Origin of the sequence: Streptococcus mitis (assembly GCF_023109105.1) — a bacterium.
In the GTDB taxonomy this organism is placed as follows: domain Bacteria; phylum Bacillota; class Bacilli; order Lactobacillales; family Streptococcaceae; genus Streptococcus; species Streptococcus mitis_BW.
Map to the genome: position 1 here is coordinate 72,755 of NZ_JALDTZ010000004.1, position 8,995 is coordinate 81,749.

Annotated in this window: 9 protein-coding genes; 6 read left to right on the top strand and 3 right to left on the bottom strand. The window is 41.7% G+C overall.

Going from position 1 to position 8,995, the window contains the following annotated elements; translation table 11 throughout:
- The first annotated feature begins 8 nt into the window (after positions 1–8).
- The 5 genes from M1F37_RS04005 to M1F37_RS04025 all read left to right on the top strand — a co-directional run bounded on the left by M1F37_RS04005 (position 9) and on the right by M1F37_RS04025 (position 3,130).
- Complete coding sequence (locus tag M1F37_RS04005) at positions 9–1,124, top strand: cysteine desulfurase family protein (protein WP_247934817.1); 1,116 nt, start codon at positions 9–11, stop codon at positions 1,122–1,124.
- Between the two features lie 4 nt (positions 1,125–1,128).
- Positions 1,129–1,476, top strand: coding sequence for a DUF1831 domain-containing protein (locus M1F37_RS04010; RefSeq protein ID WP_247934818.1), 348 nt, complete (start codon positions 1,129–1,131; stop codon positions 1,474–1,476).
- A gap of 7 nt (positions 1,477–1,483) precedes the next feature.
- Positions 1,484–1,699: a DUF4649 family protein gene (locus tag M1F37_RS04015; protein WP_000462491.1), complete on the top strand. Its 216-nt coding sequence runs from the start codon at positions 1,484–1,486 to the stop codon at positions 1,697–1,699.
- Between the two features lie 82 nt (positions 1,700–1,781).
- On the top strand, positions 1,782–2,423 hold the full coding sequence (locus tag M1F37_RS04020; RefSeq protein WP_000653417.1) for a redox-sensing transcriptional repressor Rex: 642 nt from the start codon (positions 1,782–1,784) through the stop codon (positions 2,421–2,423).
- A 17-nt stretch (positions 2,424–2,440) separates the two neighbouring features.
- Positions 2,441–3,130 (top strand): gamma-glutamyl-gamma-aminobutyrate hydrolase family protein, encoded by a 690-nt coding sequence (locus M1F37_RS04025; protein WP_247934819.1) that lies wholly within the window; start codon positions 2,441–2,443, stop codon positions 3,128–3,130.
- On the opposite strand, the gene radC is transcribed toward M1F37_RS04025, so the two are convergent.
- The 3 genes from radC to M1F37_RS04040 form a co-directional block, all read right to left on the bottom strand.
- Entirely contained in the window at positions 3,127–3,807 is a 681-nt protein-coding gene (radC, locus tag M1F37_RS04030) for a RadC family protein (RefSeq protein ID WP_070482651.1), read from the bottom strand. The genes M1F37_RS04025 and radC overlap by 4 nt on opposite strands.
- 42 nt (positions 3,808–3,849) lie before the next feature.
- A complete protein-coding gene (pcrA, locus tag M1F37_RS04035) occupies positions 3,850–6,141 on the bottom strand; it encodes a DNA helicase PcrA (protein WP_247934820.1) in 2,292 nt (763 codons plus the stop codon).
- Positions 6,142–6,407: 266 nt separating this feature from the next.
- On the bottom strand, positions 6,408–8,078 hold the full coding sequence (locus tag M1F37_RS04040) for a formate--tetrahydrofolate ligase (RefSeq protein ID WP_125411410.1): 1,671 nt from the start codon (positions 8,076–8,078) through the stop codon (positions 6,408–6,410).
- A 225-nt stretch (positions 8,079–8,303) separates the two neighbouring features.
- On the opposite strand from M1F37_RS04040, the gene coaB reads away from it, so the two are divergent.
- Complete coding sequence (gene coaB / locus M1F37_RS04045) at positions 8,304–8,993, top strand: phosphopantothenate--cysteine ligase (RefSeq protein WP_124787693.1); 690 nt, start codon at positions 8,304–8,306, stop codon at positions 8,991–8,993.
- Positions 8,994–8,995: the final 2 nt, after the last annotated feature.

Below are 8,995 nucleotides of genomic sequence, written 5' to 3' on the forward strand. Positions count from 1 at the left end.
GTGATTCTTTGATTTATTTGGACAATGCTGCAACGACTCCCATGTCAGCAGTTTCAATTTCAGCTATGACCAAGGTTATGCAAGAAACCTATGGAAATCCTTCTAGTATTCATGGGCATGGTCGTCAAGCTGGCAAGCTCTTGCGAGAAGCCCGTCAGGAACTAGCTCAGTTACTGGGGACAAAACCTCAACATATCTTTTTCACTTCTGGTGGGACAGAAGGCAACAATACTGCCATCATTGGCTACTGCCTTCGTCACCAAGAACAAGGAAAACATATCATCACAACTGCTATTGAGCACCATGCTGTCCTTGAAACCATTGATTACTTGGTTCAACACTATGGTTTTGAAGCAACCATTATTCAACCAGAGAATCAGGAAATCACAGCCCAGCAAATTCAAAAGGCCTTACGTGACGATACAATCTTGGTTTCTACCATGTTTGCCAATAATGAGACAGGTAACCTACTGCCCATTGCTGAAATTGGCCAAATACTCAAGCAACACCCTGCTGCCTATCATGTCGATGCAGTTCAAGCTATTGGTAAAATCCCAATTCATCCAGAAGAATTGGGTATCGATTTTCTCACTGCTTCTGCCCATAAATTCCATGGTCCTAAGGGAATCGGTTTCCTCTACGCTTCTAGCATGGACTTTGACTCCTATCTACATGGCGGAGACCAAGAACAGAAAAAACGTGCAGGGACTGAAAATTTAGCTGCAATCGTAGGCATGGTTGCAGCCCTAAAAGAAGACCTAGAAAAGCACGAAGACAATTTTCAACATATACAAAATCTAGAAACTGCCTTTCTGACAGAGCTAGAGGGCATTCAATATTACTTGAATAGGGGACAACATCATCTCCCTTATGTTCTCAATATTGGATTTCCTGGCCAGAAAAATGACCTCTTACTCCTTCGTCTAGATTTAGCTGGAATTTCTATCTCTACTGGCTCAGCCTGTACGGCAGGTATTGTCCAATCCAGCCATGTTCTTGAAGCCATGTACGGGGCAAATTCAGAACGACTGAAGGAATCCGTTCGCATCAGTCTCTCGCCACAAAATACTATTGAAGACCTACAGACCCTCGCAAAAACCTTAAAAGAAATTATCGGAGGTTAGCCATATGGCATTTGAAAAAACCATTCAGTTAAAAAATTGTCGTTACGACTACACTCTTAGCCCTTCTGTTAAAAAATTCACTCTAAAGGACAATACTTTTTTTGAGACAAATGTTGGTAACTATGAACTGACTCGCCTTTTGGAAAAAGTGCCAAATAGTGGTGAAGGCTTCCAACTCAAAATCATCATTAACAAGGAACTTACAGGGGCTAAAATCAATATCACTGACAAGTTTGGGCTTCGTCTGGTTGATATTTTCAAATCAGAAGACCACCACATTCATCAGGAAAAATTCTATTTCCTCATGGATAGCTTGGTAGAACGTGGTGTCTTTACAAAAACGGAAAGATAGAACCAAAATGTTTGAACTAACCTATAAGGACAGCTATCATGTAGAGCGGACTCTCAAGTATGAGGATTATGAAGCTCTCATGCTGGCTCTGTCAGGATGTGTAACCCTACCAGATACACTTTATGTAACCTCTCTGACTTTTAAGGGGCAGGAAGTTTACCAAGGACTGGTCGGAGACCTCTACCGTTTTCTATCACATGCAGATTTTTTACATCAAAACTAAGATTTTTCTTAGTTTTTCCTTATTTTTGTTGATTTTTTCACAATGTTTCTATAAAATAGAAGAATAGAAAGGTTGTGATTTTGTGAAAGATAAACAGTCCGCTATTCCAAAAGCTACAGCAAAAAGACTCTCTCTCTACTATCGAATTTTTAAGAGATTTCATGCAGAAAAGATTGAACGTGCCAACTCTAAGCAAATTGCAGAGGCTATCGGTATTGATTCAGCAACCGTACGTCGTGATTTTTCCTATTTTGGTGAACTAGGTCGTCGTGGTTTTGGCTATGATGTCAAAAAACTGATGACGTTTTTTGCCGATTTACTCAATGATAACTCCATTACCAATGTCATGCTGGTAGGTATTGGAAATATGGGCCATGCTCTTCTCCACTACCGCTTCCACGAACGTAACAAGATGAAGATTATCATGGCCTTTGATCTAGATGACCATCCCGAAGTTGGTACCCAAACTCCTGATGGAATTCCCATTTACGGAATTTCTCAAATCAAGGATAAAATCAAGGATGCTGATGTGAAGACTGCTATCCTGACCGTTCCCAGCGTTAAGTCACAAGAGGTTGCCAATCTCTTGGTGGATGCTGGCGTGAAAGGAATTCTCAGTTTTTCACCAGTCCATCTGCATTTACCAAAAGACGTGGTTGTTCAATATGTCGATTTGACAAGTGAACTCCAAACTCTCCTCTACTTCATGCGAAAAGAGGATTAGAAAGCGAAAATCATTTTATGAAAAAACCAGTTATTGGGATTACAGGAAACGAAAAAACTCATCCAGATGATGACATCATTATGAGCTACTCAGCAAAAGGCTTTGTTGAAGGAGTTAAAGACGCTGGAGGAATTCCCATCATCCTGCCGATTGGTGATCAAGAAATGGCTAGCCACTATATCAGTTTGGTTGACAAGCTCATCTTGACAGGTGGGCAAAATGTCGATCCAAAATTCTATGGTGAACCGAAAATCATTGATAGCGATGACTACCACCTTCAAAGAGATATCTTCGAACTGGCCCTTATCAAGGAAGCTATTAACCAGAAAAAGCCTATTTTCTCCGTCTGTCGTGGTACTCAACTCTTTAACGTTGCCATGGGTGGAACTTTGTACCAAGATATCGAAGACCACTGGCAGGATTGTTCTGCTGAGTACACAACTCAACGCTTGCTGACAGAACCAGATACTGTTCTCCGAGAAATCTATGGAGAAATTTCCCATATCAACTCCTTCCACCACCAGAGCATCAAGGATTTAGCTCCAAATTTAAAAGTTGTGGCTCATGATCCTAAAGACAGTATCATTGAGGCTGTCATGAGTACGGATGATATTGCCTTTCTCGGTGTCCAATGGCACCCAGAATTTCTATTTGAAAATCGTCCCAAAGATAAAAACCTCTTTGACTATGTCGTAAATGAACTTTAGATTAAATCTGTTTTTTCACGGTAACTAAAGTAACTAGAATGAGAGACAATCAAATGGTCTAAGAGAACAATGCCCATCAAGTCACAGGCTTCTTTAACAAGTTTAGTGACATGATCATCATTTCGGCTAGGGGCTACCGCTCCTGAAGGATGATTGTGAACTAAGATGAGAGAGGTCGCCATATGCTTGATGGCATAGTGAAGAATCTCTCGCGGTTCAGCGATACTACGAGTAGCAGAACCGATAAAAATGGTCTGTTGATGGATGATTTGATTTTGGGTATTGAGATAGAGCGCCACTAGGTGCTCTTGTTTTTTATGTCCCAATTCCTGCTGCATCTTCTTGGCTAACTTTTGACTGCTGAGAATACTTTCCATCTCAAGGGTCTCGTGTTTGTGGATACGATGCCCCAGTTCAATCATGGCTTGTAATTCTATGGCCTTAACACGCCCGATACCAGACAGACTCTGCAATTCCTGCAGGGTCATTTTTTTCAAATCCGTTAGGCTTGAAAGATTGCTCAAGACTTTCTGGGCAATTTCAAAAACGCTAGCTTGACGTGTTCCTGTCCTGAGTAAAATAGCTAGCAACTCTTGATTACTGAGTGCTTCAACTCCTTCCTTGGCCAGTCTTTCTCTTGGTAATAGTGAATCTTCTTGAAATGAAATACTGTACATAAAAATCCTCCTCACTCTATTATTCGTGAGAAGGATAAAAAATTAGATTTTTTTCTCAATTGGAGCCACACTGGCTAAAAGTTTTTTCAGGCCTACTTCTGGGAAATTGATTTTCAATTCCTGCGTAGCTCCGTTACCTGAAACTTCAAGAACTGTACCCTCTCCCCATTTTTTGTGGATGGCAATATCACCAATGGACCAATTTGTCTCACTAGACGCTGATTTTGCGCCAGCTGTAAATTGACCAAATGGAAGACCGCTTGACTGAATAGTTTTTGGGGCAGCACTGCGTTTACGGTCTTGAAGAGCCTGAGCCAAACTCATTCCTTGACCGAAGGCAAGGCCTCCACTGCTATAAGATGCCTTAAAGCTTGTATTTGCTGGACGGGCCAGACCTTGATACTCAAGTAAGTCTGAACTGATTTCGTTAATAAAGCGAGTCGGACGGTTGTAGTTGGTACGACCAAAAAGCAGGCGTGAGTTGGCATTGGTCAGATAGAGAATTTTCTCTGCACGCGTAATTCCCACATAGGCCAGACGGCGTTCTTCTTCTAATTCATCTGGATCTTCAGCCGCACGACTAAGCGGGAAGACATTTTCTTCCATCCCAATCAAAAAGACAACTGGAAACTCGAGACCTTTGGCAGCATGCAGGGTCATCAGGGTCACTTCTGATGTCTCCTGACTACCTGAATCTGTATCGGCAATCAAGGCCAAGTCATTTAAGAAACGACTCAATTTATCCAGACCAGTTTCTTCTTCTGACATATCAGAGGTGTCGTCAAAGTTTTTCGTCACAGAGAGGAACTCTTCGATATTTTCAACCCGAGCCTTACTTTCTAGAGTCGCTTGGGCATTAAGAATATCGACGTAACCTGTTTTTTCTAGGATGGACTCAACCAACTCAGTAATGCTTAACTGGTCCAGTTGCTCCCGCAAATCCAGAATCATATTGGCAAAATCCCAGATAGATTGGGCTGCTTTACCCTTGATACCAGACAACATGATATTGGCTGAAGCATCTAGCATGGACATGTCCTGCATATTCGCAAAATCACGAATTTTCTCAACGGTGCCTGGCCCAATTCCACGTTTCGGTTCGTTGATAATACGCTCAAAACTGATATTGTCACTCAAATTAGCAATGAGGTTGAGGTAAGCAATAATATCCCGAATTTCCTTACGGCTGTAGAACTTAGTCCCACCAACCATAGTGTAAGGAATATTGGACTTGAGCAAGGCTTCCTCAATAGTACGAGATTGCGCATTAGTCCGATAGAGAACTGCAAAATCCTTGTGAAGGAAGTTTTGACTGCGACCAAGTTCATCGATGGTTTTGGCTACAAATACAGCCTCGTCCAGTTCATCGTTGGCACGATAGTAAACGATTTGCTCTCCATCAGCATTTTGAGTCCAGAGATTCTTAGGACGGCGGTTTTTATTGTTTTTAATGACCTCGTTGGCCGCTTGGAGAATGGTTTTAGTGGAACGGTAATTCTCCTCCAACAAAACAACCTTAGCTTGGGGATAATCTTTCTCAAAATCCAAAATATTCTGCATATCAGCACCACGCCAACCGTAGATAGACTGGTCCGCATCCCCAACCACACAAATATTTTTAAAGCGGGAAGTCAAAAGTTTGACCAATTGGTACTGGGCATGGTTGGTATCTTGATATTCATCCACGTGAATGTACTGGAATTTCTGTTGATAGTAGGTCAAAACATCAGGATTTTGATCAAAGAGACGCAGGGTCAACATAATCAAATCATCAAAGTCAACCGACTCAGACTGACGCAATTCTTTTTGGTAAGCAGTGTAACACTGAGCCACGATTTGAGTGTACATATCACCTGCTTGAGCTGCATAGGCCACATCATCAATCAAGTCATTCTTGGCATTGGAAATAGTCCCTAAGATGCTTCGTTCATTCCATTTTTTCGGATCCAAGTTCAACTGCTTGAGAATGCGTTTCATGAGCGTTCGCTGCTCTCCTGGATCGACAATTGTAAAATTACGATTGTAGCCAATATGGTCCGCATCGCGACGCAAAATACGAACACACATGGAGTGGAAGGTCGCAATCAGACAGTCCTGAGTCGCTGGATTGAGGCTATAAGCACGCTCCTTCATCTCACGCGCAGCCTTGTTGGTAAAGGTAATGGCCAAGATATTCCAAGGATTGACTAGCTTTTCATCAATCAAATAAGCGATACGGTGGGTCAAAACTCGGGTCTTTCCAGAACCAGCCCCCGCCATGATCAACAAGGGACCTTCTGTCGTTTGCACCGCCTCAGCCTGACGGTCGTTCATTCCATTTAATAATGCGTTCATCTTCTCTTCCTTACTCTTGAAGTCAATATTTCTATTATATCAGAATTCAGGGAAAATATCTTTACCTAGACTGGTTGCGTGTAGAAGACGACTCCTTATATCTAGATAAAAAATGAGCTTGGATATTATTTCCAAACTCATTTTTTACTCAATGAAAATCGAAGTGCAAACTAGGAAGCTAGCCGCAGGCTGTACTTGAGTACGGCAAGGTGAAGCTGACGTGGTTTGAAGAGATTTTCGAAGAGTATAAAGTCAATTACAATATACTAGAACAAACCTAGGACAGTTCCATCACTTTCAACATCCATGTTGAGAGCTGCTGGACGTTTTGGTAGGCCTGGCATGGTCATGACATCGCCAGTTAAGGCAACGATAAAGCCTGCACCTAATTTTGGTACCAATTCACGAATGGTAATTTCAAAGTTTTCAGGTGCTCCAAGTGCATTTGGATTATCTGAGAAACTGTATTGAGTTTTAGCCATACAGATTGGCAATTTGTCCCAACCGTTTTGAACGATTTGAGCGATTTGTGTTTGAGCTTTCTTCTCAAAGTTCACTTTGCTACCACGGTAGATTTCAGTGACAATCTTTTCAATCTTTTCTTGGACAGAAAGGTCATTGTCATACAAACGTTTATAGTTAGCTGGGGTTTCAGCGATGGTTTTGACAACTGTTTCGGCAAGTGCTACTCCACCTTCTGCACCATCAGCCCAGACACTAGCCAATTCAACTGGTACATCGATTGAGTCACAAAGTTCTTTCAAGGCTGCAATTTCGGCTTCTGTATCAGATACAAATTCGTTAATAGCTACGACTGCAGGTACTCCAAATTTACGGATATTTTCAACGTGGCGTTTCAAGTTAGCAAAACCGGTACGCACTGCTTCTACATTTTCTTCTGTCAAAGCGTCTTTAGCCACACCGCCATTCATCTTAAGAGCACGAAGGGTTGCAACAATAACTACTGCATCTGGAAATGTTGGCAAGTTTGGTGTCTTAATATCAAGGAATTTCTCAGCACCAAGATCCGCACCAAAACCAGCTTCAGTAACTGTGTAATCAGCCAAGTGAAGGGCTGTTGTCGTTGCCAAGACAGAGTTACATCCATGAGCGATATTGGCAAATGGACCACCATGTACAAAGGCAGGTGTACCGTAAATTGTCTGAACTAGGTTCGGCTTAATAGCATCCTTCAAAATCAAAGCCAAGGCACCTTCAACCTGCAAATCACCAACAGAAACAGGTGTACGGTCATAGCGATAACCGATAACGATATTAGCCAGACGGCGTTTCAAGTCCTCGATGTCTGTTGCCAAGCAAAGAATTGCCATGATTTCGGAAGCGACGGTAATGTCAAAGCCATCCTCACGTGGAATACCATTTAGAGGACCACCAAGTCCAACGGTCACATGGCGAAGAGCACGGTCATTCAAGTCCACAACACGTTTCCAGAGGATACGACGTTGGTCAATTCCCAGCTCATTCCCTTGGTGCAAGTGGTTGTCAATCAAGGCAGAAAGCGCATTGTTGGCAGTTGTAATGGCATGCATGTCTCCAGTAAAGTGAAGGTTGATGTCTTCCATTGGTAGAACTTGGGCATAACCACCACCAGCCGCACCACCCTTAATACCCATTACTGGACCAAGAGATGGTTCGCGAATAGCAATCATGGTTTTCTTACCGATTTTGTTTAAGGCATCCGCAAGACCAATGGTAATGGTTGATTTTCCTTCACCTGCAGGTGTTGGATTGATAGCAGTAACCAAAATCAATTTCCCAACTGGATTGCTCTCAACTGCACGAATTTTATCAAAGCTGAGCTTAGCCTTGTACTTTCCATACAACTCCAAATCGTCGTAAGAAATTCCAAGTTTCTCTACAACATCAACGATTGGTTCCAACTCAATACTCTGTGCAATTTCAATATCTGTTTTCATTCAAAACTCCTCTAACCTCTTATATGATAATTCATTATAACACAAAACAAGATTTTTAACATCCTAAAACTCTCTAAACGTTCGTAAATATCCCTGTTTTTAAGGTTCTTAGAGTCCTTTCTTAAATTTTATATGGCTTTATAGTTTGAAACTATATTCTTTCCTTTTACCAAAATTTTATCACTTTCATTTTACTTACCGTTTATTTTTGTGTACAATAGTGCTATGAAAATTTTAGTTACATCGGGCGGTACCAGTGAAGCTATCGATAGCGTCCGCTCTATCACTAACCATTCTACAGGTCGCTTGGGCAAAATCATCACTGAAACCTTGCTTGCTGCAGGGCATGAAGTTTGTTTAATGACGACAAAACGAGCTGTGAAGCCAGAATCCCATCCCAACCTAACTATTCGAGAAGTTAACAATACAAACGACCTTCTTCTTGAAATGCAAGAACGTGTTAAGGACTATCAGGTTTTGATTCACTCAATGGCCGTATCTGATTACACTCCTGTCTATATGACAGGGCTGGAGGAAGTCCAAGCTAGTTCCAATCTAGAAGAATTTTTAAGCAAGCAGAATCATCAGGCTAAGATTTCTTCAACTGATGAGGTTCAGGTTTTGTTCCTTAAAAAGACACCCAAAATCATCTCTCTAGTCAAGGAATGGAATCCTGCTATTCATCTGATTGGTTTCAAACTGCTGGTTGATGTCTCTGAGGATTATCTCATCGAGATTGCCCGAAAAAGTCTTATCAAGAACCAAGCAGACTTAATCATTGCAAATGACCTCACTCAAATCTCAGCGAACCAGCATCGTGCTATCTTTGTTGAGAAAGATCAGCTTCAAACAGTCCAGACTAAAGAAGAAATTGCAAAACTCCTCCTTGAAAAAATTCAAGCCTATCATTCATAGAA

What these genes read in the sequence shown, in the direction of transcription:
- M1F37_RS04010 (WP_247934818.1), top strand. Translation starts at nt 1,129, where the DNA reads ATGGCATTTGAAAAAACCATTCAGTTAAAAAATTGTCGTTACGACTAC.
- M1F37_RS04015 (WP_000462491.1), top strand. Translation starts at nt 1,484, where the DNA reads ATGTTTGAACTAACCTATAAGGACAGCTATCATGTAGAGCGGACTCTC.
- M1F37_RS04025 (WP_247934819.1), top strand. Translation starts at nt 2,441, where the DNA reads ATGAAAAAACCAGTTATTGGGATTACAGGAAACGAAAAAACTCATCCA.
- radC (WP_070482651.1), bottom strand. Translation starts at nt 3,807, where the DNA reads ATGTACAGTATTTCATTTCAAGAAGATTCACTATTACCAAGAGAAAGA.
- pcrA (WP_247934820.1), bottom strand. Translation starts at nt 6,141, where the DNA reads ATGAACGCATTATTAAATGGAATGAACGACCGTCAGGCTGAGGCGGTG.
- M1F37_RS04040 (WP_125411410.1), bottom strand. Translation starts at nt 8,078, where the DNA reads ATGAAAACAGATATTGAAATTGCACAGAGTATTGAGTTGGAACCAATC.
- coaB (WP_124787693.1), top strand. Translation starts at nt 8,304, where the DNA reads ATGAAAATTTTAGTTACATCGGGCGGTACCAGTGAAGCTATCGATAGC.